We start from the raw sequence: 23,499 nt of genomic DNA, 5'->3' as shown, positions 1-23,499 counted from the left end.
GAAAGATGACTGTGAGTGGACTTGATTTTCGTCAAACGTGGCTATGGCGGCAAGCGTTTCTAAACCCGCGTTCAGATTCTACCACGGACGAACAGGAGTTCTTTAGGACGCAGTACCTATCCATACGGGAAAGGGCTGCCCATCTCGTTTCGCGCATCGCTGTCGATCTGCCAGGGATGACCGTCCATGACGTCAGCCACTTGGACGCCTTATGGGATACGGCGTCGTCCGTTGCTGAGGGGGCGGTAAACGTCAATCCCGCCGAGGCCTTCGTGCTTGGCGCGAGCATTCTTCTGCACGATGCCGCTATGAGCTTGGCGGCTTATCCCGGTGGTTTGGCGGAAGTTAGAGCCACCGTGGCATGGAAGGACGCTGTTGCCCGCCTCGCGTTGGCGTCAGAAGAGGGCGGAGGGGAGAAATTCGACGTTGAGAATCCGCCGAACGATATCTTGCAAAGAATTGTGCCCGATGTTCTTCGCCGGCTGCATGCGGAGCGGGCCGAGGAACTTGCCGAGCAGGCATGGATCGCTGCTGACGGTTCACAGGTCTATCTCGTTGAGGATTCAGAATTGCGTCGGTTCTACGGACCGACGATTGGTCAGATCGCCCATAGTCATTGGTGGTCGGTGCAGAAACTGGAGCAGGAATTCTCCGAGGACTTAGGTGCGCTCGCACATAGGACCCTTAATCGAGTTGATCGGGTAAAGCTCGCCTGTTTGTTGCGCGTCGCCGACGCCTTGCATCTCGACAGCCGCCGCGCCCCCAGATTCCTTCGGGCGATAACAAATCCGAGCGGTATTTCGGCGCTCCACTGGGCGTTTCAGGAACGGTTGGCAAGACCGCATATCGAGCTTGACGCCGTGGTCTTCACAACTGGGCAGCCTTTTGGGCGGGAAGACGCCGAAGCTTGGTGGCTCGCATATGACACCCTGAATTCGGTCGACCGAGAGCTTCGGGACGTCGACCTGCTGCTGCAAGGACGCGGTCGCGAAGTGCTGAAAGCCAGACGTGTCAAAGGCGCAGGATCGCCGGAGATGCTAGCGCGTACAGTTCAGACGCGTGGCTGGCGCCCAGTCGATGCACGGCTTCAGGTGTCGGATGTTCCACGTATCGTAGAAAACCTTGGCGGTTCTAAGCTCTATGGCAACGACCCGACTGTTGCTCTCCGTGAGCTGATACAAAACGCCGCCGACGCTGTTCAGGCGAGGCGAAAATTTCAAAAACGACCTGCGGATTGGGGCCTGATTACAGTCGGCCTGTTGTCGGACGCCGACAAGGTGTGGCTGGTCGTCGAGGATACCGGCATCGGCATGTCCGAGCAGGTGATGACCGGGCCACTCCTCGATTTTGGAACATCTTTCTGGCGATCGCCCCAGGCCATGGAGGAATTCCCTGGCCTTATGGCGGCTGGCATGCAGGCCATTGGTCGGTTCGGAATCGGCTTTTTCTCAGTTTTTATGCTCGGTCCAGTGGTCCGGGTCTACTCACGACGCTGCGACAAGGGGCAAGAGACCGGCCGGCTATTGGAGTTTCGCGGGGGAACGAGCGCGCGGCCCATTCTCTCTCCTGCACCTAAGGAGCCGGTCCCGATTGATGGGGGAACGCGCGTTGAGGTGCTGCTGAAGATCCATCCGTATCAGCCAGGTGGGCTCCTCCACATCAATTCTTACACCAAGCGAACGATGTCTCTCGCGACACTCGTAGGCGCGGTCGCTCCGAACCTCGATGTGGCGATTGCGACGTTGGTGAAAGAAGGCGCGGAGCCGGTAGCCCGCCCGGGCGATTGGCTTGAGATCAGCGATTTCGATCTAGTGCGCCGACTAAATCCCACCGCCGATCATTCTGAAGCTGACACTCCCAAAGCAGACAGGGCGCTTATGCAGCCGATCGAAGGAGATAACGATCAAGTCTATGGTCGAGCCTTCATATCTCCCTCGCGATATTCGTATTCGCCAGATGGTGGCTGGGTGACCATCTCTGGGCTTCGTGCCGGAAGGCTTCACAATGTGGAAGGGATACTGCTGGGGGAGGCCATGACCGCGGCACGGGATGCCGCCCAGCCGATCGCTACAAAGGAGGCTCTGGCGTATTGGGCGTCCAAGCAAGCTGAGTTGATCACGGCCTTCGTGAAGGATGAGGAGCGCCAAGCCCGCTCTGCAGAGGTGGTGCTCGAATGCGGAGGTGAGCTTGGAGGCCTTAAGTTCTTGAAGTGGGGAACGGACTGGCTGTCGACCAGCGAGTTTGAAGAGCGACTTCGATCATCGTCTGAAATCGCCATTAGCTTTAACGGCGAGTTCGACTACGACGAGGACCAAGATGAGGTCCACCCGAAGGAGTTTCGAGAGGGCTTTAAAGGTTCTGATGACGTCGCGGTGGTGCTCAAGCATGACGGTGGAATCTTAAGAGCGGGCAATAACAACTGGCCGAAGTCCATTACCGCACAGCCGAAATGGAGTGACTCCAATATAGCTGAGTATACGAGAAATCTCATCAGGCATGCCTGGGGAGATGATCTTCAAGAGGATGACGAAGATCGTGTAGTCGGCAAGGTTCACTTTACCGATATCATCCGAGGTGTAACCGTTTTTCGAGCCTCCCCCCAAACTGATGATCCATTCCCATGAAATGCTCATCCGCCGGCCGCCGTGGGTTTAAGGGCAGACGGCCCGGCCGGAGCCCACGTCAGTTTTGCCTGCTCGTCCGACCGAGCTTTTTCGTAGGTCGCTCGATCTTCGGGCCGCAGTGTGTCCGACGACAGGAGGTTCCTGCAATCTGGTTCGCATTCCATCGCACTGCACAGCCGACCTAAGATTGCCCGCTCTTCCAACGACGATGTTGCTCTCGGAGCGCTGCCTCGATGGTGGCAAGCTGGCGGTCGTAATCCAGTTCACCGGTGCTTTTGGCGGCCACCTCGGCGGAAGCGGTGACCAGGCGCCACGCAGCATATTCGTGAAACGGGTTGAGCCCGATGACGTTGCCAAGGGTGAGATCGCTGGGCGCCGGGGCCGACAAGAGCTTGGCGAACGCTGAGATGGCAGTGTTCATCTCCCAATCGGAAACGAACAGCACCAAAGCGCACAGCGCGAGCAACGCGACCGGCGGTCCTTTCCACCGATAGTATTCCGGCTGAGTCTTGCCGAAATCGACGCTGCTGTTCGCGGCGACGAAAACGCAAAGCGAGATGGCAGCTTCGTAGTAGGGCTGGAGCACGGTGACGTTGAACACTTCACGCCCGTGGTTTTTCCGGGCGAGCTCGGTCGCCTGCTGCCATATTTTATCGTCCGAACGTATCTCCTTCAGCAGCTCAAACAGATGAAAATGATCTTCCGTGAATTGATTCTTCGCGGCGGCCTTCCAATCGAAGGCCGGCATCTCCGCTTGGGCTGGGTGGAACTGCCAGCGCCGGTAGTGGGGATGGCGCTGAAGCGCGTGTGCCCAGGAAATCGCCTCTAGCGGCATCGATACTGTGAAGCGGGTCGCGGATTTAAGATCGAAAAACCACTGCCGCATGTCGCGGATACGACGTTGGTCAAAAATGCCCTGTTCGATGCCTTTGCAGACGAGGAGCCGCACGGCTCGCGTTTCCGCGCTTTTTTCCGATCCAAAGTCGAGAAGGCTGACTTGGGGCGAACGAGTCTCTTCGTCCCCGTAGAATTCACAGAAGGGATGGTGGGCGTCGCCGCCACTCGGATCGACAAACCGGAAGTGGGCCTGCCGGAGAACCGCCTTGGACGCGCGCGACTTTGCGGGCCGCACTACACCTGCACCGAATTTGCCGCAGGATGAGCATTGCACGTCCGCGCGGATCGCATCGCTGAAGATACTGAGAAGTTCGGCCCCATCGCGGTCCGGCGTCGGCTGTGTGCCGGTCATCAGGATCGCGAGCTGGTCGACATCGAGTTCGCGCGCGAACCTCACGGAAAATGCAGTTGCTGGCATTTGCTCCCCCAAGCGTATTAATCGTCATGCGTCGGCCGAACAATCGAACGACACGGCAATGCACTAATTATCAGTACTGCTGTTTGAATCAGCATCAGTGATGATCTCGAGCATTCCTTCTGCCGCCATCAAATCTATTGCAAGATTGAGCGCCGTGTTTTCGGCGTCGGTAAACGTTGCTGAAATATGCCGGGCGCTAAGATCAACGCTCAGTTCCTCGACGAGGCGGACAATCATGTAAATGTGCAGGGCATAGGATCGTCTTGCGAGCCCTTCGTCGGTTTCCGGAAAATAGCGGGTCATGTTTGTCGGCCCGGGCAGGCTGTCCATTTCGCCATCCCATGCTGTCGCGCTCTGGACGATGTCATGCCTGGACACATGCGCGGCTGCGGAAAGCCCGCCATAGAGACGGCCAAGCGATTGTTCGAGAGCTGCGACGTTTGGAGCGCCGTTGGGCTTTCGCCGTTTTGCACCAACCGCTTTGAGCTGGGCGAGGATCTCGAGTTCCTGGCGCAGCAGCGCGTGGGCCTGTAGATAGCGCGCCTCGGCAATTGCGCTCTCACAGGGCTCAAGGCCGATGATGAAGGCGGCGAACAGCGCGTCTCGCTCGAAGCTGGTCTGATCGCCCTCAACGACGGCGCCATTGATACGCAAAATGCCGTTTGCAAGTACGCCGGTCGCCAGCATGTGGGCGTCGATCAGCCGTCCGTATGCGGCCATCGACTTGGCCTTGGCTTGATCTCCGAAAACCTTCTGGACGGCGTAGAGGGTGGCAGCCGGCTCGATCAGCAGTTCCTTGTGGCGTTCGATGGCGTCCTCGTCGAGTGTCTTAGCCATCGGCGCTCAACGCCCTGATTTCGGCGAGAAAGGCCGTCCCGATATTCCGTACGTCAATCGGCGTCGTGCTCATTCGGCCGCCGATGGTTCGGTTTCAGGCTGCGGTGCGAGGATGTCGGTGGCTTCCCAATCCTCGCCATCGACGACGGTCACGAATTCTCGGTCCCAGACACCCCAGCGGACCGGCAACGGATGCGTAGCGAGAGGATTGTGGACATAGGTCAGCGGCCTGGTTCCGCGGGACAGATTGCCCAGGCTGACGCGAGACCACAGAACGCCGGAGACATCGGCAAAAGCCGGATCGAGAAAGGCGGTGCGCGGGATCGGCCCGCCCTGACGCGCGATCTCCGGCGCGGCGTGAAAACCTTGATCCACCACTTCGTCCGTCTCGCGATCGATGGTGATGTAGGCGTCGCCGATCGGGAACAGGGAGGTCATAATCAGCGGTGGGCGCTCGGACACATAAACCCCAAACCGGCTCGCGCTGATCGCAATGATGCGAATGTCATTCTCGCCGATCACACCCTCTCGCAGGTAGTGCCGAACTCTTCGGAATTTGGTCCAGAAGGCGCTCGTGGTGCGAAGTTGCGCCTGACGGATTGGGGCGGCGCTGAGGCCACCGCCCTCGTTCATTGGCACAGGCCGGATAATCTGATCAGGGCCAGGGTCACCTTCGTCTGGCGCGATGGCTTCGATCCAGATTCGGCCTTCGTCCGTTAGAACGCAAAGGTCGGGTTGACCGCCCTCGCGCAAGCGTTCTGAAACCGGCAGCAGGCTGCGGCCAGCGTCGAGGAGGGTGCAGCCAAGATACATTTCCCAGAAACGGCCGTCGACGTCGCGCGCAAAGCCATGGCGGAAATCCGGATCGGCATACGGCTCGTAGCGCTCCCACATTCTCTCGATGAGTTCGTGCAATTCCCTCTCGACTGGATGGTCAGCCGTTCTGAGGTTGACGAAGCCACGATCAAGGTTTGGTCCATCGAAGTCGAAAATGCGGGTCACGATCGCCTCTTTTTTTGAGTTTTACGCAACGCCTCTGCTGACGCGTTCGTGTTCGGCGATCAGAAACGTCAGGTAGCTGCGGATGAGGTTGCAATAAAGACGCGCCTCGTCGATCCCGAGAGCGAGGCCCTCTTTAAGATCTACGCCATGTCGCACCCCGCCGCCGGTGGGCGACGACAGGTATCCATGCAGCGTCATCATCCAGTTCAGGATTTGCTCTTGGTGCCCTCGGCCGCGCTTTCGCAACTCGGGGATGATCTTGTTGAAGTAGTGGCCCTGGATGCTTCCATCGGCAACGTCGAGGCCCCTAAAGGCGGTGGCAATGGTTTCCAGCAGCCAGAGCACTTCCTGGACCGACTGACGGCCGTTGCCCTCGCTCAGGGATCGCTGGGAAGCGTCGAGGGACTCGTGGATGAGGGCCCGCGCCTGGACATCGAGGGACGGGGGCGCGTCGGGAACGATGATCGGAATGTGGACGCGCGTGGCGACTAGCATCGGAGGATTGAGCTGATAGCCGGCGTTGGCGTCGGCGAGGATGCGATTGATCCTCCCGGCATCCGGTATCACCATCGTCGGATTGCGAGCCCAAAGTTCCTGGCATGCGTCCCAGAACGCTTCGATGAAGACCGGAGCGTTCTCACCGGCGCGCGCCATGTCTCGGTCGAGATCTTCGGAGGCGAACCGCTCGTTGGTGCTCGGCCAATACTCGGCGCTGGCGGCCGCACAGAACCGCGCCTTGAAATGCTCCAGAATGGCCTTCCGAAGCCCTTGTCCGCTGATGCGGTTGATCAGGTCGCGAAAGCCTTCTTGTACGGCAGGCTCTATCGCGCTGGGACTGTCGAACCGCCAGTTGCCGTCGAACTGAAGCATCAGGGCCGGGCTCTGGCCGCTTTTCGCACGCGGGAGGGAGCGCGCGCGGGACTGCTCGATGACATCACGTCGCCCAGGCTGTGAAGCTTGAGGGGCGGATGCGACGGCAGCTTCACGGTGAGTTCAAGCTTGCCGCCGATCGCTTCGACGTAGCTGCGCAACGTCGACAGATACATATCGGCCTGCTTTTCGATCTTCGAGACCGAGGGCTGTTTGATGTTCAAGGCACCGGCGACATCTTCCTGCGCCTTCCCCGCGATCTGCCGCAGCTCGCGCAGACCCTCGACCTCCTGCCGAAGCTCCTGGTAGCGGGCCTCGACCTGCTCCTGCCGGTCGCGGGGCAGCGAAGCGATGACGTCCGTGATGCTGCGTCCCATCGGGCTATCCCTTCTTTACGGATTTCAGGTTTTCCAGATGGTCGGAAAACCGCTTGTCCGCCTTTGCGATAAGCTGCTTGTAAAAGCGCTTCTGACTTCCGCCCGACTTGTCTCCGGCTACAAGCAGGATTGCGTTTCGCGCTGGGTCGAAGGCAAAGGCGGTTCGCCACTCGCCATCGGCTGCTGAAAAGCGCATTTCCTTCATGTTGGAATGCTTCGAGCCCTTCAGCGTGTCGACGTAAGGTCGACCAAGTTGCGGCCCGCATTCGGCCAGCAGCTTTGCGAGGGCAAGCATTTCGATCTGCACCTCGTTCGCGAAAGCCTGAAACTCCGCCTCGAAGGCATCATGCAGTCTGACGTCCCAATCCATATAGCTTCCAGGCTATGTTAAGTCAATGGTGGACCGACATCAGTTGCCGCCCTCCGGCGCTCCGGCTTGGCGCAGCATATCACCAATGGGCTGAGAGCCGACGCGGCAGCGAGCAATGACGCGGTCGAATGAGATCACGCGCCTGCTGCGGCCGCGCTCCGTCGTACATGTCACCTCACGGTGAAGCGCAATGCGTTCGAGCGCGACCTTTCCTTGAGCCCCGCGGTCTTCGTGAAGCTCGGGGGCGTTGAAGTCGGCGAGCCTGACCTCGATCCAGGCGTTGGGGTCGGCCGTCTTGCCCACGCAAAGGCTGTCACCATCACCGACATAGCGAACCGTGCCAGAGAGCTGCACGCCAGCTTGGGCTGGCAGAGGCGCTTTGCACGGGTCCGCATAGGCGGGGACGACCTGGCAAAGGAAAACAAGCACGCCGGAGAGAAGGAGAGGCCGGAAGCTCATGCCGCCGCCTTCATGCGCTTCTTCGCAAGCATGGCGCGGACGAATTTGTCCCATTTCGCCATGCCTGCACGTTTCTCTACCATGTAGTTCCAGCGGTCGTAGTGCTTTGAGCTGACGTCCTGCAAGGCATGGTTCTGTAGGCGGTCGCGGATCTCTTTCGGCACACCTGCCTTGCCGGCGAGTGTTTTGAAGGTTCGACGCAGATCGCGGTTCGTCACGTAGGGAATCACGCCACGATCCCGCTGGCGCCACATGAACGAATAGAGCGTGCCATGGCTGACGGGCTTGGAGGGATCCTTGGCCGAAGGGAAGAACCAGCCGTACTCGTTGACGTTGATTGACGAGATTAGCTCTGCGGCCAAATCCGGGACCGGAACGGCATGGGGCTGGTCGTTCTTGGTCTTGGACCAGTCGATAATCTTCTCCTTAGCGTCCCATTGATCGATGTGAAGGTTCGCGATCTCCTCGACCCGCTGACCGGTCAGCATGAGGATTCGGACCGCACGGGTATACGGAGGATGGACAGGTGTATCGGGGCACTCGAGCCAGCGATAGAGCTGGACCCACTCGTCCTCATCGAGCCAGCGCGTGCCCTGGACCTTGGGCTCGGTCGGAATGCCTGCTGCTGGATTGAACGGGATGCGGAAGCGACGAGCGGATTGCTGGCGATAATCGTTGTCGGACTTCATGCCCCAGCTAAACGCGGCGTGGATATAGGATCGGACGTGATCGGCCATCGACTTGGCGCCGCGGTCATAGATCGGGCGGATCAGTTCGATGATTTCCTCGGACTCGATCTCACGGGCGAGACGGTTGCGCCCGAGCGTATCGGCAATCTTGTTCAGGCCCTTTTCGGTTTCCTTCCAGGAGGGTTTGTTCGCGGCCTTGAGCGACGCTACATAGCCCTCGAAAAGATCGGCGACGGTGCCGGGGCGCGTATCGGTCGCGATCTTGATGCTTCGACCCTTCTGGATCACGTCCGCATAGTCGCGTTTGAAAATCTCGCGGGCCTGGCCAAGTGTCATTGACGGGTAGGCGCCGAGCTTCTTCTTGGTTCGCTTCCCGTCGCGCCACTGCTGGGCCATCCAGTCCGCTGTCACGCGCTTCGGCATTGGCTTCAGGACGAGGACGAGACGGCCTGTGCCGCGCCCTTCGCCGTCGGCGAGATTTTCTTGCTTCTGACCCATCTCGACCCGCTTCAGCGCATGTCGGATGGCGGTGTCGGTCAGGCTTGGCATTGCACTTCCTCCTCTTCCGCAACTGGGATCGGTCGAGGAGAAACGGGGATCGTTTGCTGGGAGCGGAAAGCCGTATTCTACCCCTTCAACCGCCCCCAATTTGCCATAACCGCCCCCTGTACGCAACCTACAAAAAGCGGCTAAACTACTGGTGTTTCAGCGGTATTGAGCGTGATCGAGCGGGATCGAAAGGGGGTAGTGGGGTGGTTGTGCACGAGGATCATGGCGGTTGCCGAAAGCTCAAGTGCGCGTTTGACCACCTCGCGCGGATAGACCGGCGTATGGTCGACCGTGCCGCGGCCCTGCACCTCGTCGGCGATCAGCACATTGCGCTTGTCGAGGAAGAGGATGCGGAACTGCTCGCGGGTCTCGTGCGCCATGGCGGCATGGCAATACTGGATAACCGAAGACCACGAGGACAGGACCTGTTTGCTCCTGAGTTCGCTCTTCAGCGTCCGGTGAGCGACAGTCGAGATCAGCTTCAAGTCGAGCGCCACGGCCTCGCCGACGCCTTTTACCTCGGTCAGCAGCGCCTGAGGCGCACCGAAGACGCCCGAAAGCGAGCCGAACCGTTCGATCAGCGCCTTGGCGATCGGCTTGGTGTCGCGCCGCGGGATCAGGCGGAAAAGTAAGAGCTCGAGGATTTCGTAGTCGGCAAGCGCGGTGTCGCCGAGCTCGCGGAAGCGGTCACGCAACCGCTCGCGATGGCCGTGATAATGCTCTTGGCCAACAAGCGAGGCGGGCAGGGCGGTCCCGGCATTCGTTACCGACGGTTTTTGGGGCTGTCCTGCAAAGAACGAACGTTCGTCGGCGGCAATGGGCTCTTGCGTCTCGAAAGGCAGTTCGTCGTCGGAAGATGTCGAAACAGGCCCCTTCGCCATCGGACCGTTACCCGTTGTGCGACGGCAGACCGGGGCGGTCAAGCCCACCCGGCGACAGCGTGAAAATCTCGCAGCCGTCGGAGGTGACGCCGACCGTATGTTCGTACTGGGCTGAGAGCGAGCGGTCGCGGGTGACCGCCGTCCATCCGTCGGCCAGCACCTTCACATGCGGTCGGCCGAGGTTGATCATCGGCTCGATGGTGAAGATCATGCCTTCGCGCAGCTCCGGCCCTTCATTGGCGCGGCCGTAATGCAGGATGTTCGGCGAATCGTGGAACAACCGGCCGACACCATGGCCGCAGAAATCGCGCACCACTGAACAGCGCTCGGCTTCGGCATAGGTCTGGATCGCCTCGCCGATCGCGCCGGTGCGGGCGCCGGGCCTGACGGCGGCAATGCCGCGCATCAGCGATTCATACGTGACCTCGAGCAGCCGCTCGGCAGCACGCTTGACGACGCCGACGGGATACATCCGGCTGGAATCGCCGTGCCAGCCGTCGAGCACGAAGGTGACGTCGATATTGACGATATCGCCGTCACGCAGCGGCTTGTCGTTCGGAATGCCGTGGCAGACGACGTGGTTGATCGAGGTGCAGGTCGATTTGGTGTAGCCGCGATAGTTCAGCGTCGCCGGATAGGCGCCGTGATCCATGCCGAAATCGAAAACGAACCTGTCGATCTCATCGGTCAGCAGGCCGGGCTTGACGATGTCGGCAAGCGCATCGAGGCAGCGCGCGGTCAGCTGGCACGCCCTGCGCATGCCCTCGAATGCTTGCGCGTCATAAAGCCGGATGGCGCCCGTATTCTTCGGGGGCGCGGTAGAGGCTTCGATATAGTTCACCATTGCAGGGCCTTAGTGGAGAATATTAGAATTGTTCATAATGCAGCTATGCCGGGTTCGTCCATCGCGATCAACCGCCAGGACGAGATTTCTGAACCGATCCGATCCGCTCAACGTGCAGCCATCCACATCCGTTCGACGGACAATCATCGGTCCGGCTGGAATATCCACAATCTTCCCAAAGGGATAGGATTGATTGCATGAAGCCTCCCCGCTACTCACCGGTTGGTGACAGCGGGGAAGGGTCGATCATGCTGAATGAAGCCGTAAATCTTGTAAATTCACCCAGGACCGGCGAGGGGCCGGAACGGCGCGTGCGTGATCGCGGCGCCACCGAGCGCACAATTCTTGCCGCCGCCAAGGGGCTGCTCGCCGAGGAAGGCTTCCAGAATTTCGGCATCAACGCGGTCGCCCGCCGCGCCGGTTGCGACAAGCAGTTGATCTATCGTTACTATGGCGGCCTCGACGGCTTGGTCGAGGCGATCGGCGCCGATCTCGGCACATGGGTGAAGGATCGCATTCCGGAAGACGCCGGCGGCATGTTCCTGCTCACCTATGGCGACCTGATGGAGCGGCTGTCGCTTCTTCTCCTCGACGCCTTGAGAAACGATCCGCTGATGCGCCGCATCCTCGCCTGGGAGATATCGGAAAACACCGAGCAGGTGAGGCGGTTGTCCGAGGCGCGTTCGAAGGCGCTCGCCTTGTGGCTCGAGCGCATGCGCGGCTCGCTGGCGCCGCCGAAGGGCGTGGATGCAACAGCCGTCAACGCCGTCGTCATCGCCGCGATCCAGCACCTTGTGCTCGCCGCCGCAGCCGGCGGGCAGTGCGCCGGCCTGTCGCTGAAAACGCCCAAGGACTGGGAGAAGGCGGCGACGGCGTTGAAGCGCATCGTGCGCGGCGTCTATGGCTGATGCCTGCCTCATCCACAGGGGGCAGGCCTCACGTTAACCTTAACAAATGGTTTACGTTGCGTGGGGGTGGTTAACCCGACAGTGTGGCGGTGAGCAGAGATAGTATGAGTGAGAGTCCCCGAGTGACGCCCATGGGAACCAAGATCGCTAAAGTCGCGCTTCTGGTGACGGCGATGATGTTTTTCGCAGTCTTGGCGCTGGATATCGCAATTCCCGCGCTGGTGCTTTGCATCATGGCATTGTCGACCTGGTTGGTCTCCCTCGATCTGCCCATGGCGCGCAAGCATGGAGGAGAGGCCGCATGAAGTGGTTTCTGATCTTCTGGGCCGGCCCCATCGTCTTTCTGGGCGGATGGTACTGGCTCTCCTATTACGACATGAGTTTCGGCATCTTCATGCTGAGCCGGCAGGTCCATGACCTGACCTTCGAGCTTTATGGCAAGGCGCTCGGCATTCCGCCGGAGACCATCCCGCCGCTCGTTGCCCGCGCGATCGCGTTGGACAGCCTCGTCGTCTTCGCCATTATCGGCCTTCGGAAGCGCAAGTCGATCATCGCCTGGTGGAAGGCGCGTCAGGCGCTGAATTCATCTCCGTCAGACCTTGCCAGCAAGGAAAGCCTGTCGAGCGCGCCCTGAAGGATGAAGCTTGCCGCGGCCGAATCGATCCGTTCGGCCCGCTTGGCGCGCGAGACGTCCATTTCGAGCAGCGTCCGTTCGGCGGCAACCGTCGAAAGCCGCTCATCCCAATAGACGAAGGGCAGCGCCGTCTTCTGCTCCATATTACGCACGAAGGCGCGCGTCGCCTGCACACGCGGACCCGCTGATCCGTCCATATTCATCGGCAGGCCGATGATGAAGCCTGCGACCTTTTCCGATTGTGCGAAGTCCAAGAGCGCCTGGGCATCGATGGTGAACTTGACGCGGCGGATCACTGTGCGCGGCGTGGCGAAACGCCGGCCGAGATCGGACATCGAAAGCCCGATCGTCTTGGTGCCGAGATCGAGGCCGGCAATCGCCTGGCGCGGGGCAAGCATCTCGGCCATTTCCTCGATCGTCAGCACCGTCATCGCCGTTTCATCCCGTCAAAACAAATTGAAGTCGCCGCCGCTTTTCTTTGCGGCCGTATGAGATATGTCCATACCATCCAAACCGGCTTTTACATCACGTAATAAAGGAGAGATTTCATGAAGATCACCTGGCTCGGCCATTCCGCCTTCCGCATCGAGACATCAAAGGCGAGGATCCTGCTCGACCCGTTCCTCAGCTATAACGCCTCCTTTTCCGGCCAGGATATTAAGGAAGTGTCCGCAGGCATCACCCATATCTTGTTGACGCATGGCCATGGCGACCATGTCGGCGATACCGTGGCACTCGCCAAGGAAACCGGCGCCGTCGTTCTCGCCAATGCCGATCTCGCCGCCTGGCTCGGCTCCAAGGGCGTCGACAAGATCGAGATGGGCAATACCGGCGGCACCATCGCACTCGGCAGCTTCTCGGCGACCTTCACCAATGCGCTGCACTCTTCCGCCCAGATCACCGAGGACGGCGTCTCGCATGCGCTCGGCAACGCCAACGGCCTGATGCTGCATTTCGACGACGAAGCCTCGATCCTTGCCATGGGCGATACCGATATCTTCTCCGACATGGCGCTGATCAATGAATTGCACCAGCCTGATATCGGCTTCGTGCCGGTCGGAGACCGCTTCACCATGGGTGGCGCGGTGGCAGCACTTGCCTGCCGGCGCTATTTCAACTTCAAGACCGCGATCCCCTGCCACTACGGTACCTTTCCGATCATCGACCAGACGGCTGAAAAATTCGTTGCCGGCATGGAGGGATCGAAGACGGAAGTGAGGGCGATCAAGCCTTCCGAGAGCCTGTCGATCTGACGAAACCCCGTTGCACACGGCGGACATGGCCTTTATAGCGGGTAGGAAAAATCCTATCCGGAGAATGCCATGTCCGTCGATCTTGCCACTGTGAAGCGCGTCGCCCGCCTTGCCCGTATTGCCGTCTCCGAGGACGAGGCAAATCGCATGGTCGGCGAGCTGAACGGCATCCTTGGCTTCGTCGAGCAACTCTCCGAAGTGAATGTCGATGGCGTCGAGGCGATGACGTCGGTGACCCCGACGGCAATGAAGAAGCGGAGCGATGAGGTGACCGACGGCAACAAGGCAGCCGATATCGTCGCCAATGCGCCCGTCACCGACCACAATTTTTTCCTGGTGCCGAAAGTCGTCGAATAAGGCTTCGAAGCCTCTTTCCGACCCTGTTGCCATTCCAGATCTGAAGCGAAAACACGATGAGCGAACTCACCAGCCTGACCATTGCCGAAGCCCGCCAGAAGCTGCGCGCCAAGGAAATCACCGCGATCGAACTCACCGAAGCCTATATCTCGGCGATCGATGCGGCCAATGGCCGGTTGAACGCCTATATCAAGATCACGCCGGATCTTGCCAGCGTCATGGCGAAGAACTCCGACGCGCGCATCGCCGCCGGCAAGGCGGGCGAACTCGAAGGCATTCCGCTCGGCATCAAGGATCTCTTCGCCACCGTCGGTGTTCACACCCAGGCCTGCAGCCACATTCTCGATGGTTTCGAGCCGCGTTATGAATCGACCGTGACGCAGAACCTCTGGGATGACGGCGCCGTCATGCTCGGCAAGCTGAACATGGATGAGTTCGCCATGGGCTCCTCCAACGAGACCTCGCATTACGGCCCGGTGATCAATCCCTGGCGTGCGTCAGGCTCCAACCAGCAGCTCGTGCCCGGCGGCTCCTCCGGCGGCTCGGCCGCAGCCGTCGCCGCGCATCTTTGCGCCGGCGCCACAGCGACCGATACCGGCGGCTCGATCCGCCAGCCGGCTGCCTTCACCGGCACCGTCGGCATCAAGCCGACCTATGGCCGCTGCTCGCGCTGGGGCACCGTCGCCTTCGCCTCTTCGCTCGACCAGGCAGGCCCGATCGCCCGCGACGTACGCGACGCCGCCATCCTTTTGAAGTCGATGGCAAGCGTCGACGCAAAGGACACGACATCGGTCGATCTGCCGGTGCCGGATTACGAAGCAGCTCTCGGCCAGTCGCTGAAGGGCATGAAGATCGGCATTCCGAACGAATACCGTGTCGACGGCATGCCGGATGAGATCGAGACCCTCTGGCGCCAGGGCATCGCCTGGCTGAAGGATGCCGGCGCCGAGATCGTCGACATCTCGCTGCCGCACACAAAATATGCCCTTCCGGCCTATTACATCGTCGCTCCCGCCGAGGCATCCTCGAACCTCGCGCGTTACGACGGTGTGCGCTACGGCCTGCGCGTCGACGGCAAGGATATCGTCGACATGTATGAGAAGACGCGTGCCGCGGGCTTCGGCAAGGAAGTCAAGCGCCGCATCATGATCGGCACCTATGTGCTGTCGGCCGGTTATTACGATGCCTATTACATCCGCGCCCAGAAGGTGCGCACGCTGATCAAGCGCGATTTCGAACTCGCCTTTGACGCTGGTGTCGATGCCATCCTGACGCCGGCAACGCCGTCGTCGGCCTTCGGCGTTGCCGATGAGAACCTCGCCGCCGATCCGGTGAAGATGTATCTGAACGACATCTTCACGGTGACGGTCAACATGGCAGGCCTGCCCGGCATCGCCGTGCCGGCCGGCCTCGACCATAAGGGCCTGCCGCTCGGCCTGCAGCTGATCGGCAAACCCTTCGATGAGGAAACCCTCTTCAAGACCGCTCATGTCATCGAGCAGGCAGCCGGCCGGTTTACGCCGGCCAAGTGGTGGTAACGGATCTAACGATCCGAAGAATAACGGCTGCCGACCACGAAACGGTCGGCGCCGTCGGCTTTGCCGCATGGGCCGCCAGTGATGCCTTCGAGGACAGCTATCTCGATCCCGATGTAATCGCCAGGGTGCGGCACGAGTTCGCCATCTTTCCTAAGGAAACGAAAGGCGAGATCGTCGTTGCCGAGCGGGGCGGGACGATTCTCGGCTGGGGCGCGCGTGAAAATCAACCGAATTATGTGTCCGACCTCTGGGTGCATCCCGATCATCAGGGCAACGGCGTTGGCCGGGCTCTCCTGCTTCATTTGTGCGAGCTGATGGCCTCAGAGGGACTGGTGACTGCCAGGCTCGACACGCACGCCCGGAACGAGGGCGCAATCCGGCTCTACGAACGCTGCGGCTTCATCATCATCTGGCGCGGCCGCGAATTTTCCAAGAGCATGGGCGTTGAACTTGAAAAGGTGCATCTGGAGAAGCGGTTGCCTGACCGATAGCGGGAACCAGGAGGAGGTCTTATGGCGAACAATGATCTTGCGCAATTAATCGAGGCATTCGATCGCCTCTCTGCCGGCGGTTTCGCCATGGGTGCGGATTGGCAGGCGGTGCACGACATCTGCCAGCGCCACGAAGGCGAACAGCCGTTCGATTGGGGGCACGCCCTTTGCCATCGCATCGAGGGCGATGACTGGAATGCCGACTACTGGTATCGCCGCGCCGGCAAGGCGCGGGGCACGGGCACGATGGCAGACGAGTGGTCGGCGATGCGGACGGAACTCTCTGCAAAGGTTTGAGGCGACACCCCCGATCGCCCCGTTCGAGACGCGATCGGGAGTGCCACTATTACCTGTTGTTCAGCTGAGACCTGACCAACTTCAGCCCTCTTTCGGTGATCCGGTAGGGGTGGCCGCCTGAGGACTTGATTGCCTTCAGCCGCTTCAGCCTGCGGAAGAGATCGAGGTCGACCCCGGGATAGAGCCAGCCGTCGCGAGTGAAGCAACTGACCCCCTCGATCTTCCTGTCGTCGTCGCGGGTAATTTCGATGCGGCCGCCTTGGGCCATGAGATGCAGGATTCGCTGCTCCGTGCGAGAAATGTCCATATGTTGAGATCCGGTATCGCGCCCGGCAGGGCGCACAAAAACGATCTGGCGCTCATTCGAACGTCAGGGCTTCGTTTTTTTCGGGCCCATGCGCGCAAGGAAACTTGCGGGCAGGGCCTTTACCGGGTCTCAGGCAGGCTCAACATAAAACACCTCGATAAGACCTATTATTCAGCCCGGAAAATTCGGTCAAGACGTGTTTGCCTCTCAAAACCAGCCGAAAACCGCGGTTTCGGTCGATCATCCTGTTGGAGCTACTGGTAAAATCCGCGACTCAATGGTCTAGTTGAGGCGTAACGCGGAGGTGTCGTTGATCCACATTCGCAATGCCCGCGACGGTGAAGCGGAGCTATTGAGCGAGATCGGGCTCAGGGCCTGGCAAAAGGCGATGGCGTCGATCGGCGAATCGGACGCGATGATCGACGCAGCGCGCAACGCCTTCCGGAATTTCGTGGAAAACGACTGGCTGACCATCACCGTCGTCGAGCAGAACGGCCAGGTCGCAGGATGGGCAGCGCGCGAGGGATTGGACGAAACCATCTCGGATTTCTGGATCGATCCCGCATTCACCCGCCAGGGTCTCGGCTCGGCCCTTCTCGTCCGCATCGAAAAGGAGATCGCCGATCAGGGCTTCGAGAAGGCGGCGATGCAGACCCATTCCGGCAATAGCGAGGCGATCGGCTTCTTCCAGAAGCACGGCTATAGCATTCATTGGCTTTCGGTTGCCTACAATCCGAAGCTCGACCGTGACGTGCCCTCCGTTGGACTGACGAAACAGCTCGTTTCGGACGGCCAAGGTGAGTATGGGCTGGAATTCTGATGTTTCAAAAATCCTAAAGAAGGAGAGGGCTCCATTGCGGCAAGAAGGCCAGCACAGCAATCAGTGCGCCGTGCAGGATCAGGATCGCCGCCAGGATTGACCGGAACGGCTCCTTTCTCGTCTTGTGCCGCAGCAACTGCTGTGCCGCCACCGCGCCAAGGCTGCCGCCGATCAGCGCCAGCAAGAGAAGCGTGCGCTCGCTGATGCGCCGCTTGCCGTGGCGCGCCGCCTGCTTGTCCCTAAAATAGATCGAGAATACTAAAAGGTTCAGGGCCAGAAACAGTAAGGCCCATTTGATAATATCGATCATCGTCATAGGGGAACCCTACCGCGGCTCCGTTAATGGACGGCAAAACCGCAATGCGCGTCATGGCGAAAGCCTTGCACCGGCACGCCATTTCCTTTACCTCACCAGTGGAAAAGAACAGCCTGCAAAGAGCATCAGATGACCCTTGTCGACGTCCGCACGCCTGATCCGAAACGCTTCATCCCCGGCGCCACCGGCGACTGGGAAGTCATCGTCGGCATGGAAGTCCATGCCCAGGTGCTGTCCAATTCGAAGCTCTTCTCCGGCGCCTCGACGGAATTCGGCAAGCCGCAGAATTCGAACGTCTCGATGGTCGACGCCGCCATGCCCGGCATGCTGCCTGTCATCAACGAGGAATGCGTCAAGCAGGCTGTTCGCACCGGCCTCGGCCTGAAGGCCCAGATCAACAAGCGCTCCCTGTTTGATCGCAAGAACTATTTCTATCCCGACCTGCCGCAGGGCTATCAGATCTCGCAGTTCAAGGATCCGATCGTCGGCGAGGGCAAGATCGTCATTTCTCTCGGGCCGGACCGCCAGGGCCAGTTCGAGGATATCGAGATCGGCATCGAGCGCCTGCACCTGGAGCAGGATGCCGGTAAGTCGATGCATGACCAGCACGCGACCATGTCCTATGTCGATTTAAACCGTTCGGGCGTTGCCCTGATGGAGATCGTCTCCAAGCCCGACATGCGCTCGTCCGACGAGGCCAAGGCCTATATGACCAAACTGCGCTCGATCGTGCGCTATCTTGGCACCTGCGACGGCAACATGGACGAGGGCTCGATGCGCGCCGACGTCAACGTCTCCGTCCGCCGGCCGGGCGAAGATTTCGGCACGCGTTGCGAAATCAAGAACGTCAACTCCATCCGTTTCATCGGTCAGGCGATCGAATACGAAGCCCGTCGCCAGATCGGCATTCTGGAGGACGGTGGCAAGATCGATCAGGAGACCCGCCTGTTCGATCCGAACAAGGGCGAGACGCGGTCGATGCGCTCCAAGGAGGATGCGCATGACTATCGTTATTTCCCCGATCCGGATCTGCTGCCGCTCGAATTCGACGATGCCTTCATCAAGGCGCTCGAAGCCGATCTGCCGGAACTGCCCGACGACAAGAAGGAGCGCTTCGTGCGCGATCTCGGCCTGTCGATCTACGATGCTTCAGTGCTCGTTTCCGAAAAGGCGATTGCCGATTATTTCGAAGCGGTCGCCGCAGGCCGTGACGGCAAGACGGCGGCCAACTGGGTGATCAACGATCTGCTTGGAGCCCTGAACCGCACCGGCAAGGACATCGAGCAGACGCCGGTTTCGCCTGCCCAGCTCGGCGCCATCATCGATCTTATCAAGGCGGGAACCATATCCGGCAAGATCGCCAAGGATCTCTTCGAGATCGTGCTCACCGAGGGCGGCGATCCCGCCGAGATCGTCGAGGCGCGCGGCATGAAGCAGGTGACCGATACCGGCGCGATCGAAAAGGCCGTCGACGAGATCATCGCCGCCAATCCGGACCAGGTCGAAAAGGTCAAGGCGAAGCCGACCATGGCGGCATGGTTCGTCGGCCAGGTGATGAAGGCGACCGGCGGCAAGGCCAATCCGCAGGCTGTTCAGGCCCTCGTCAAGGCGAAGCTCGGCATCGAGGAGTAAGCGGTGTATTTCGTCCGCACTGCCGGCGAGCGCGACCTGGAGAAGGTGCGCGCCCTGCTGGCGGAGAGCTTTCATGCCGTCTATGACGGTCTCCATGGCCGAGCTAAAGTAGATGAACTGGTCGCCCATCTCTTTTCGCCGGCGGCGCTGAAGGCGCGGCTGGTGCGAAAGGATGCCGAATTCCTCGTTGCCGATGACGGCCGTAATATCGGCGGCATGGGTTATGCGGCAATGTCGCAGGCATTGACGAAAACGGTCATGCTGCATCTCCTCTATGTCAGGCCGGCGCTGCAGCACCAGGGTATCGGCCGCGATATCTTCGCCGAGCTCGAAACCTGCTTTCCCGATGCGGAGATCATGCGCCTCGAAGTCGAACCGCAAAACGCTGCAGCGATCGCCTTCTATCTCACGCATGGCTTCAGCGAGATCGGCCGCAATGAGAATAGTGGGGCCGGGCAATCCGGCATTCCTGCGCTGATCTTCGAAAAACCGCTCGAAGGGCATTGAGACCGTGGCGGCCGAGTTATCCGACATTTTCATTCGCCAGGCTCGCAAGGACGACCTGCCTGCGCTCGTGGCTATGTTTGCCGCCGACGCACTCGGCGGTCACGGCGATTCCACGGAACCTGAGGCCTTCCCCGACTACCTCAGGGCCTTCGCCGTCATCGAGGCCTCGCCCGACCAGACGCTTTACGTCGCAGAGCGTGGCGGCGAGGTCGTCGGCACGTTTCAGACGATGGTGACGACTTCGCTCACCGGCCGTGGCTCCTCGGCGATGATTATCGAGGCGGTGCAGACACGCGCCGATATGCGCGGGCAGGGGGTCGGCGGACTGATGATCGAATTCGCCATTGCCGAGGCAAAAGGCCGCGGTATCGGGCGGGTTGCCTTGACCTCGAATGCAATACGCAAGGATGCCCATCGTTTCTACGAAAGGCTGGGCTTCAAGCCCTCGCATCTCGGCTTCAAGATGGTTTTGAAATGACCCGTGACTGTCGCGGAATCGCTGGACAATTCGGCTTGGCGACGGCATAAGCGAGGAAACGAATTCTGGTTTGGCTCGCATCTGGCGGGCACAAGGAAAAGACATGTGGAATCTTCTGGTTCAGACCTTTACCTGGTGGAACGGTCAGACGATGGGCACGCGTTTTGCGACCTGGCGTTTTGGCAAGCGCGTCGGCGAGGATGAATTCGGCAACGTCTACTACGAAGGCGGCATGTCTTCCTACGGTCTGCCGAAGCGCTGGGTGATCTACAAGGGTTATGCCGAAGCCTCCGCCATTCCGCCGGGTTGGCATGGCTGGATGCATCATCGCACCGATGTTCCTCCGTCCAAGGAAAACTACGTCGCCAAGGATTGGCAGAAGCCGCACCGGCCCAACCATACCGGTTCGCCGCAGGCCTATCGTCCGCCGGGCTCCATCGCCGTTCCGGGCGAGCGTCCGCGCGTCACCGGCGATTACGACGCCTGGACGCCGGGCAACTGAGACGGCTCGACCGGGCGATCCCAAGACCCGGCTTTTGGCCACAATTGACCTTTACCCGCAGGTTGGCCGCGCTTGACCGCGGCCGTGAACTGAAAATGTCTGGAGACGGGTACACATGAAGCTCTTCACGCGGAACATGGTGCTGCGTGCCGCCGGATCGCTGCTGGCGCTCTCGGCCCTGCTTCCGCCAGTTGCGGCAAATGCCGCACGCATCGAAAATCCGGTTGCCGTCTTTTCCGGCCTGGACAAGATCACCGGCCGCATCACGACGTTCGACGTCTATGTCAATGAGACGGTACAGTTCGGTGCGCTGCAGGTGACACCGAAGACCTGTTATTCGCGCGACCAGTCGGAAGCACAGAAGATCGACGGTTTCGTCGAGGTCGACGAGATCACCCTCGACCGCAAGATCCGCCGCATCTTCACCGGCTGGATGTTCGCCGCCAGCCCCGGCCTCAACGCCGTCGAGCACCCGATCTATGACGTCTGGCTGAAGGACTGCAAGGCAAACTCGGATGTCCCGGCTCCTGACGGTGCCAAGGCGAAATAGCTGCATCTTCGTTAGGCTGGCATCTCCTATGCGCCTGATCCTCATGTGCTATGCGCAGGATCATCTCGGAGGATCGTCCCGCTCGATCAAACCTCCGTCGGATAATGATCGTCAGAAAGCCAGGTGCGGCGACTCCATCGCCGCAGACAGCATCACGGCATAGTCGGCCTTCGGAACGTCGATAGCTCCGAACGTCTTCAGATGCTCGGTGGTGAACTGCGTGTCGAGCAGGGTGAAGCCTCTTTCCCGCAGCCGGTCGACCAGATGAACGAGGCAGATCTTCGAGGCGTCCGTCCGGCGCGAAAACATGCTTTCGCCGAAGAAGGCCGAGCCGAGTGAGACGCCGTAGAGGCCGCCGACCAGTTCATCGTTCTCCCAAGCTTCGACGGTGTGGGCATGGCCCATGTCGAAGAGCGTCGAATAGAGCGATCTGATCGTCCTGTTGATCCAGGTGCTCGGGCGCCCGGACGTCTCCTCCGCGCAAGCCGCGATGACCTGATCGAAAGCGTGATCGAACCGGATTTCGAAGGGTTTCCTGCGCACTGCCTTGGCAAGGCTCTTCGACACGTGGAAATGGTCGAGCGGCAGCACGCCGCGCAGTTCCGGTTCGACCCAGAAGATCTCCGGGTCATCTGCGGATTCAGCCATCGGGAAGAGGCCGATGGAATAGGCGCGCAGGAGAATGTCAGGGGTTATGCCTGGTGACTTCCTGCGCGATCCTGCCATTCCTGTCCTATGCCGCCGGTGTCTTGGCGAGGTAGTCTTCCAGCCAATGGATGTCGTAGTCGCCGTTGGCGATATCCTGGTTGGAGACAAGATCCTGGAACAGCGGCAACGTCGTATTGATGCCGTCGACGACGAATTCGTCAAGCGCCCGGCGCAGGCGCATCATGCATTCGACGCGGGTACGGCCGTGCACGATCAGCTTGCCGATGAGGCTATCGTAATAGGGCGGGATCTTGTAGCCCTGATAGGCACCGGAATCGATGCGCACGCCGAGGCCGCCCGGCGCGTGGAAATGCGTAATCGTACCGGGTGAGGGCACGAAGGTGCGCGGGTGCTCGGCATTGATGCGGCACTCGATGGCGTGACCGGAAAAATGCACTTCATCCTGCGTCACTGAGAGACCGCCTCCGGAAGCGACGCGGATCTGCTCGTGCACGAGGTCGATGCCGGTAATCGCTTCGGTGATGGGATGCTCCACCTGCAGGCGGGTGTTCATTTCGATGAAATAGAACTCGCCGTTTTCGTAGAGGAATTCGATCGTGCCGGCGCCGCGATATTTCAGTTTCTTCATGGCGTCGGCGCAGACCTGGCCGATCTTCATGCGCTGCTCGACGTTGAGTGCCGGCGAATTCGCCTCTTCCCAGACCTTCTGATGGCGCCGCTGCAGCGAGCAGTCGCGCTCGCCGAGATGGATGGCATTGCCTTCGCCGTCGCCGAACACCTGGATTTCGATGTGGCGCGGCTTGCCGAGATATTTTTCCATGTAGACGGCATCGTTGCCGAAGGCGGCTGCCGCTTCCGTGCGCGCCGTCGACCAGGCCTCGATCAGGTCGGCCTCGCTCTTGGCGACCTTCATGCCGCGTCCGCCGCCGCCGGCCGTCGCCTTGATCAGCACGGGATAGCCGATTTCAGCGGCGGTCTTCAGCGCATCCTCTTCGGTCTTGACTTCGCCGTCCGACCCCGGAACGACGGGAATGCCGAGCTCGAGCGCCGTAGTCTTGGCGGTGATCTTGTCGCCCATGATGCGGATATGGTCGGCCGTCGGCCCAATGAAGGTGATGCCGTGAGCTTCGAGGATATCGGCGAATTTGGCATTCTCCGACAGAAAGCCGTAGCCCGGATGCACGGCGTCAGCGCCGGTGATCTCGCAGGCGGCGACGATCTGGTGGATGTTGAGATAGCTCTCGCGCGAGGAGGGCGGGCCGATGCAGACACTTTCGTCGGCAAGGCGCACATGCATGGCATCGGCGTCGGCGGTGGAATGAACCACCACGCAAGCGATGCCGAGTTCCTTGCAGGCCCGGAGCACGCGAAGGGCGATTTCCCCGCGATTGGCGATGAGGATTTTCGAAATCATGGGCATCGG

General features: G+C 60.4%; 29 protein-coding genes and 1 pseudogene. 15 read left to right on the top strand and 15 right to left on the bottom strand.

Going from position 1 to position 23,499, the window contains the following annotated elements:
- The first annotated feature begins 5 nt into the window (after positions 1-5).
- Entirely contained in the window at positions 6-2,624 is a 2,619-nt protein-coding gene (locus G9X64_RS05480; RefSeq protein ID WP_171376094.1) for an HD domain-containing protein, read from the top strand.
- Positions 2,625-2,805: 181 nt separating this feature from the next.
- Here G9X64_RS05480 and G9X64_RS05475 read toward each other — a convergent pair whose 3' ends face one another.
- From G9X64_RS05475 to map, 10 genes and pseudogenes are all read right to left on the bottom strand, one after another.
- Positions 2,806-3,939 carry a hypothetical protein gene (locus G9X64_RS05475; RefSeq protein WP_171376093.1) on the bottom strand — a complete coding sequence of 378 codons (1,134 nt, stop codon included), beginning with the start codon at positions 3,937-3,939 and terminating at the stop codon, positions 2,806-2,808.
- Positions 3,940-4,002: 63 nt separating this feature from the next.
- Positions 4,003-4,659, bottom strand: a complete 657-nt coding sequence (locus G9X64_RS05470; RefSeq protein ID WP_171376092.1) for a hypothetical protein — start codon at positions 4,657-4,659, stop codon at positions 4,003-4,005.
- Between the two features lie 186 nt (positions 4,660-4,845).
- On the bottom strand, positions 4,846-5,691 hold the full coding sequence (locus G9X64_RS05465; protein WP_246270902.1) for a hypothetical protein: 846 nt from the start codon (positions 5,689-5,691) through the stop codon (positions 4,846-4,848).
- A gap of 108 nt (positions 5,692-5,799) precedes the next feature.
- Entirely contained in the window at positions 5,800-6,648 is an 849-nt protein-coding gene (locus G9X64_RS05460; protein ID WP_171376090.1) for a hypothetical protein, read from the bottom strand.
- Positions 6,648-7,025 carry an XRE family transcriptional regulator gene (locus G9X64_RS05455; protein ID WP_171376089.1) on the bottom strand — a complete coding sequence of 126 codons (378 nt, stop codon included), beginning with the start codon at positions 7,023-7,025 and terminating at the stop codon, positions 6,648-6,650. The genes G9X64_RS05460 and G9X64_RS05455 overlap by 1 nt, the downstream gene beginning before the upstream one ends.
- Positions 7,026-7,029: 4 nt before the next feature.
- Positions 7,030-7,395, bottom strand: a complete 366-nt coding sequence (locus G9X64_RS05450) for a type II toxin-antitoxin system RelE/ParE family toxin (protein WP_171376088.1) — start codon at positions 7,393-7,395, stop codon at positions 7,030-7,032.
- Positions 7,396-7,434: 39 nt separating this feature from the next.
- Positions 7,435-7,854, bottom strand: coding sequence for a thermonuclease family protein (locus G9X64_RS05445; protein WP_171376087.1), 420 nt, complete (start codon positions 7,852-7,854; stop codon positions 7,435-7,437).
- Positions 7,851-9,092 (bottom strand): tyrosine-type recombinase/integrase, encoded by a 1,242-nt coding sequence (locus tag G9X64_RS05440; RefSeq protein WP_171376086.1) that lies wholly within the window; start codon positions 9,090-9,092, stop codon positions 7,851-7,853. The genes G9X64_RS05445 and G9X64_RS05440 overlap by 4 nt, the downstream gene beginning before the upstream one ends.
- A gap of 182 nt (positions 9,093-9,274) precedes the next feature.
- Positions 9,275-9,973: pseudogene (locus tag G9X64_RS05435) on the bottom strand (JAB domain-containing protein); the annotation flags it as partial.
- 7 nt (positions 9,974-9,980) lie between these two features.
- Entirely contained in the window at positions 9,981-10,817 is an 837-nt protein-coding gene (gene map, locus G9X64_RS05430; protein ID WP_003558931.1) for a type I methionyl aminopeptidase, read from the bottom strand.
- Between the two features lie 248 nt (positions 10,818-11,065).
- Here map and G9X64_RS05425 point away from each other — a divergent pair, with 248 nt between their 5' ends.
- The 3 genes from G9X64_RS05425 to G9X64_RS05415 all read left to right on the top strand — a co-directional run bounded on the left by G9X64_RS05425 (position 11,066) and on the right by G9X64_RS05415 (position 12,359).
- Positions 11,066-11,725: a TetR/AcrR family transcriptional regulator gene (locus G9X64_RS05425; protein ID WP_168316803.1), complete on the top strand. Its 660-nt coding sequence runs from the start codon at positions 11,066-11,068 to the stop codon at positions 11,723-11,725.
- Positions 11,726-11,829: 104 nt separating this feature from the next.
- A complete protein-coding gene (locus G9X64_RS05420; RefSeq protein ID WP_168316800.1) occupies positions 11,830-12,030 on the top strand; it encodes a hypothetical protein in 201 nt (66 codons plus the stop codon).
- Positions 12,027-12,359 carry a DUF6105 family protein gene (locus G9X64_RS05415; RefSeq protein WP_168308757.1) on the top strand — a complete coding sequence of 111 codons (333 nt, stop codon included), beginning with the start codon at positions 12,027-12,029 and terminating at the stop codon, positions 12,357-12,359. The genes G9X64_RS05420 and G9X64_RS05415 overlap by 4 nt, the downstream gene beginning before the upstream one ends.
- Here G9X64_RS05415 and ruvX read toward each other — a convergent pair.
- Entirely contained in the window at positions 12,296-12,790 is a 495-nt protein-coding gene (gene ruvX / locus G9X64_RS05410) for a Holliday junction resolvase RuvX (RefSeq protein WP_168316804.1), read from the bottom strand. The two genes, G9X64_RS05415 and ruvX, sit on opposite strands and share 64 nt — an antisense overlap.
- A 117-nt stretch (positions 12,791-12,907) precedes the next feature.
- On the opposite strand from ruvX, the gene G9X64_RS05405 reads away from it, so the two are divergent.
- The 5 genes from G9X64_RS05405 (at position 12,908) to G9X64_RS05385 (ending at position 16,295) form a co-directional block, all read left to right on the top strand.
- Positions 12,908-13,612, top strand: a complete 705-nt coding sequence (locus tag G9X64_RS05405; RefSeq protein ID WP_171376085.1) for a metal-dependent hydrolase — start codon at positions 12,908-12,910, stop codon at positions 13,610-13,612.
- A gap of 69 nt (positions 13,613-13,681) precedes the next feature.
- Entirely contained in the window at positions 13,682-13,969 is a 288-nt protein-coding gene (gatC, locus tag G9X64_RS05400) for an Asp-tRNA(Asn)/Glu-tRNA(Gln) amidotransferase subunit GatC (RefSeq protein WP_168308760.1), read from the top strand.
- A 56-nt stretch (positions 13,970-14,025) separates the two neighbouring features.
- A complete protein-coding gene (gene gatA / locus G9X64_RS05395; protein WP_168308761.1) occupies positions 14,026-15,507 on the top strand; it encodes an Asp-tRNA(Asn)/Glu-tRNA(Gln) amidotransferase subunit GatA in 1,482 nt (493 codons plus the stop codon).
- Positions 15,498-15,998 carry a GNAT family N-acetyltransferase gene (locus G9X64_RS05390; RefSeq protein WP_168308762.1) on the top strand — a complete coding sequence of 167 codons (501 nt, stop codon included), beginning with the start codon at positions 15,498-15,500 and terminating at the stop codon, positions 15,996-15,998. Before gatA ends, G9X64_RS05390 begins: the two co-directional genes overlap by 10 nt.
- A gap of 21 nt (positions 15,999-16,019) precedes the next feature.
- Positions 16,020-16,295 carry a hypothetical protein gene (locus G9X64_RS05385; protein WP_168308763.1) on the top strand — a complete coding sequence of 92 codons (276 nt, stop codon included), beginning with the start codon at positions 16,020-16,022 and terminating at the stop codon, positions 16,293-16,295.
- Positions 16,296-16,344: 49 nt separating this feature from the next.
- On the opposite strand, the gene G9X64_RS05380 is transcribed toward G9X64_RS05385, so the two are convergent.
- Complete coding sequence (locus G9X64_RS05380; RefSeq protein WP_171376084.1) at positions 16,345-16,602, bottom strand: YjhX family toxin; 258 nt, start codon at positions 16,600-16,602, stop codon at positions 16,345-16,347.
- 310 nt (positions 16,603-16,912) lie between these two features.
- On the opposite strand from G9X64_RS05380, the gene G9X64_RS05375 reads away from it, so the two are divergent.
- Positions 16,913-17,422, top strand: a complete 510-nt coding sequence (locus G9X64_RS05375; protein ID WP_168308765.1) for a GNAT family N-acetyltransferase — start codon at positions 16,913-16,915, stop codon at positions 17,420-17,422.
- A 13-nt stretch (positions 17,423-17,435) separates the two neighbouring features.
- Here the strand turns inward: G9X64_RS05375 and G9X64_RS05370 are convergent, their stop codons facing one another.
- Positions 17,436-17,738 carry a DUF1294 domain-containing protein gene (locus G9X64_RS05370; RefSeq protein WP_168308766.1) on the bottom strand — a complete coding sequence of 101 codons (303 nt, stop codon included), beginning with the start codon at positions 17,736-17,738 and terminating at the stop codon, positions 17,436-17,438.
- A 129-nt stretch (positions 17,739-17,867) separates the two neighbouring features.
- Between G9X64_RS05370 and gatB the strand changes: the two genes are divergently transcribed.
- The 5 genes from gatB to G9X64_RS05345 all read left to right on the top strand — a co-directional run bounded on the left by gatB (position 17,868) and on the right by G9X64_RS05345 (position 21,407).
- The gene (gatB, locus tag G9X64_RS05365) at positions 17,868-19,370 is read left to right on the top strand and encodes an Asp-tRNA(Asn)/Glu-tRNA(Gln) amidotransferase subunit GatB (RefSeq protein ID WP_168308767.1); all 1,503 of its coding nucleotides are present in this window, start codon (positions 17,868-17,870) and stop codon (positions 19,368-19,370) included.
- Positions 19,371-19,373: 3 nt separating this feature from the next.
- Entirely contained in the window at positions 19,374-19,877 is a 504-nt protein-coding gene (locus G9X64_RS05360) for a GNAT family N-acetyltransferase (protein ID WP_168316808.1), read from the top strand.
- Between the two features lie 4 nt (positions 19,878-19,881).
- The gene (locus G9X64_RS05355) at positions 19,882-20,355 is read left to right on the top strand and encodes a GNAT family N-acetyltransferase (protein ID WP_171376083.1); all 474 of its coding nucleotides are present in this window, start codon (positions 19,882-19,884) and stop codon (positions 20,353-20,355) included.
- A 103-nt stretch (positions 20,356-20,458) separates the two neighbouring features.
- Complete coding sequence (locus G9X64_RS05350) at positions 20,459-20,857, top strand: NADH:ubiquinone oxidoreductase subunit NDUFA12 (RefSeq protein ID WP_003539071.1); 399 nt, start codon at positions 20,459-20,461, stop codon at positions 20,855-20,857.
- A 115-nt stretch (positions 20,858-20,972) separates the two neighbouring features.
- Positions 20,973-21,407, top strand: a complete 435-nt coding sequence (locus G9X64_RS05345; protein WP_168308771.1) for a DUF2155 domain-containing protein — start codon at positions 20,973-20,975, stop codon at positions 21,405-21,407.
- Between the two features lie 111 nt (positions 21,408-21,518).
- Here the strand turns inward: G9X64_RS05345 and aat are convergent, their stop codons facing one another.
- A complete protein-coding gene (gene aat / locus G9X64_RS05340; RefSeq protein WP_168308772.1) occupies positions 21,519-22,133 on the bottom strand; it encodes a leucyl/phenylalanyl-tRNA--protein transferase in 615 nt (204 codons plus the stop codon).
- Positions 22,134-22,140: 7 nt separating this feature from the next.
- Entirely contained in the window at positions 22,141-23,496 is a 1,356-nt protein-coding gene (gene accC / locus G9X64_RS05335) for an acetyl-CoA carboxylase biotin carboxylase subunit (protein WP_171376082.1), read from the bottom strand.
- Between the last annotated feature and the right edge of the window lie 3 nt (positions 23,497-23,499).

The sequence above is a fragment of the Rhizobium sophorae genome (genome assembly GCF_013087515.1).
GTDB lineage: Bacteria > Pseudomonadota > Alphaproteobacteria > Rhizobiales > Rhizobiaceae > Rhizobium > Rhizobium sophorae.
The sequence above is the reverse complement of the archived record's forward strand: the minus strand, read 5'-3'. Positions and strand labels throughout refer to the sequence as shown.

Coding starts and splice junctions, on each gene's coding strand:
- G9X64_RS05480 (WP_171376094.1), top strand. CDS start 6: ATGACTGTGAGTGGACTTGATTTTCGTCAAACGTGGCTATGGCGGCAA.
- G9X64_RS05475 (WP_171376093.1), bottom strand. CDS start 3,939: ATGCCAGCAACTGCATTTTCCGTGAGGTTCGCGCGCGAACTCGATGTC.
- G9X64_RS05470 (WP_171376092.1), bottom strand. CDS start 4,659: ATGGCCGCATACGGACGGCTGATCGACGCCCACATGCTGGCGACCGGC.
- G9X64_RS05460 (WP_171376090.1), bottom strand. CDS start 6,648: ATGCTTCAGTTCGACGGCAACTGGCGGTTCGACAGTCCCAGCGCGATA.
- G9X64_RS05455 (WP_171376089.1), bottom strand. CDS start 7,025: ATGGGACGCAGCATCACGGACGTCATCGCTTCGCTGCCCCGCGACCGG.
- G9X64_RS05450 (WP_171376088.1), bottom strand. CDS start 7,395: ATGGATTGGGACGTCAGACTGCATGATGCCTTCGAGGCGGAGTTTCAG.
- G9X64_RS05445 (WP_171376087.1), bottom strand. CDS start 7,854: ATGAGCTTCCGGCCTCTCCTTCTCTCCGGCGTGCTTGTTTTCCTTTGC.
- G9X64_RS05440 (WP_171376086.1), bottom strand. CDS start 9,092: ATGCCAAGCCTGACCGACACCGCCATCCGACATGCGCTGAAGCGGGTC.
- map (WP_003558931.1), bottom strand. CDS start 10,817: ATGGTGAACTATATCGAAGCCTCTACCGCGCCCCCGAAGAATACGGGC.
- G9X64_RS05425 (WP_168316803.1), top strand. CDS start 11,066: ATGCTGAATGAAGCCGTAAATCTTGTAAATTCACCCAGGACCGGCGAG.
- G9X64_RS05420 (WP_168316800.1), top strand. CDS start 11,830: ATGAGTGAGAGTCCCCGAGTGACGCCCATGGGAACCAAGATCGCTAAA.
- G9X64_RS05415 (WP_168308757.1), top strand. CDS start 12,027: ATGAAGTGGTTTCTGATCTTCTGGGCCGGCCCCATCGTCTTTCTGGGC.
- ruvX (WP_168316804.1), bottom strand. CDS start 12,790: ATGACGGTGCTGACGATCGAGGAAATGGCCGAGATGCTTGCCCCGCGC.
- G9X64_RS05405 (WP_171376085.1), top strand. CDS start 12,908: ATGAAGATCACCTGGCTCGGCCATTCCGCCTTCCGCATCGAGACATCA.
- gatC (WP_168308760.1), top strand. CDS start 13,682: ATGTCCGTCGATCTTGCCACTGTGAAGCGCGTCGCCCGCCTTGCCCGT.
- gatA (WP_168308761.1), top strand. CDS start 14,026: ATGAGCGAACTCACCAGCCTGACCATTGCCGAAGCCCGCCAGAAGCTG.
- G9X64_RS05385 (WP_168308763.1), top strand. CDS start 16,020: ATGGCGAACAATGATCTTGCGCAATTAATCGAGGCATTCGATCGCCTC.
- G9X64_RS05380 (WP_171376084.1), bottom strand. CDS start 16,602: ATGGACATTTCTCGCACGGAGCAGCGAATCCTGCATCTCATGGCCCAA.
- G9X64_RS05370 (WP_168308766.1), bottom strand. CDS start 17,738: ATGACGATGATCGATATTATCAAATGGGCCTTACTGTTTCTGGCCCTG.
- gatB (WP_168308767.1), top strand. CDS start 17,868: ATGACCCTTGTCGACGTCCGCACGCCTGATCCGAAACGCTTCATCCCC.
- G9X64_RS05350 (WP_003539071.1), top strand. CDS start 20,459: ATGTGGAATCTTCTGGTTCAGACCTTTACCTGGTGGAACGGTCAGACG.
- G9X64_RS05345 (WP_168308771.1), top strand. CDS start 20,973: ATGAAGCTCTTCACGCGGAACATGGTGCTGCGTGCCGCCGGATCGCTG.
- aat (WP_168308772.1), bottom strand. CDS start 22,133: ATGGCAGGATCGCGCAGGAAGTCACCAGGCATAACCCCTGACATTCTC.
- accC (WP_171376082.1), bottom strand. CDS start 23,496: ATGCCCATGATTTCGAAAATCCTCATCGCCAATCGCGGGGAAATCGCC.